This is a genomic window from Streptomyces sp. NTD107, assembly GCF_059510435.1.
In genome coordinates this window covers 1-985 of sequence record NZ_JCAJZV010000041.1, presented here as the reverse complement: position 1 = coordinate 985, position 985 = coordinate 1, and the positions used below count along the sequence as shown (strand labels likewise).

Sequence of the window (985 nt, the reverse complement as noted above, 5' to 3'; positions counted from 1 at the left end):
CGGCCACCAGGTCGTGGTCATCGATGATGAGGAAGATGCGTGGCCCCGTCCACCAGTTGCGGGACCGCAGCTCCTGGATCGTGATGTCTTCCTTCGGCTGGCGCTTCTCGAAGACTGAACGCAGCCCGATCACATCCTCGATCAGCTTTGACTCCATGATGGCGTAATCCGCCACGTACTCCTCGGGCGCCGCCGCCATCAGGGAGCGGCGGTAGTCGGCGATGATGAAACGGGCCTTTTCGGAGGTGTAGCGCTCGGTGATTTTCTGCATGATGAGGCGCAGCGCCGCCGACTTGCCTGATTCGCCCTCGCCGAAGACCAGCAGGAACGGATCCTTCTCGAAGTCGAGGTACACCGGCTCCAGATCCGTCTCGCTGATGCCGATCGGGATGCCCGCCTCCGGGCGGACGGCGCCGTGCGGGAGCTGGGCCGCCGGGAGGACGCGGGGGAGCATTCTGACCGGGGGAGCCGCCATGCCCTGCCACCGTTCGGTCACCGCCGCCACCAGGGCCGCCGTGCCCTCGGAGAGGTCCTCCGGCGATGGCCGGCCGTCCAGGCGTGGCAGGGCCGCCATCCAGTGGAGCTTCTCGGGGATCTGACCGCGGCCCGGCATGTTGGCCGGGACAGCGCGGGCGATCTTGCGGTCGAAGTCGGAGTCCAGGGCCTCGGCCAGCTTGAGTTCGAGACGGTTGGCCAGCTGGTCCTTGAGCGCCGGACGGATCTCCATCTGCCGGGATGCCGTGGCGATCACATGGATCCCGTACCCCAGACCGCGCGATGCCAGGTCATTGATTACCGGCTCCAGCGTCATGTCGTAGTCCTGCTTGAACGCCCCCCAACCATCCACGATCAGGAAGACATCCCCCCACGGCTCCTCCGTCAGCTGCCCGGCAGCCCGCATCTTGCGATACGTGACGATCGAGTCGATGCCGTGCCGGCGGAACAGTTCCTCGCGCCGGGCCAGTACTCCCGCCACCTCCGAGAC

General features: G+C 66.7%; 1 protein-coding gene. It reads right to left on the bottom strand.

From position 1 onward, the window contains the following. Nucleotides 1–985: type VII secretion protein EccCb (eccCb, locus tag AC5WRL_RS28075; RefSeq protein ID WP_496091494.1), on the bottom strand; the 985-nt coding region annotated here is incomplete at both ends.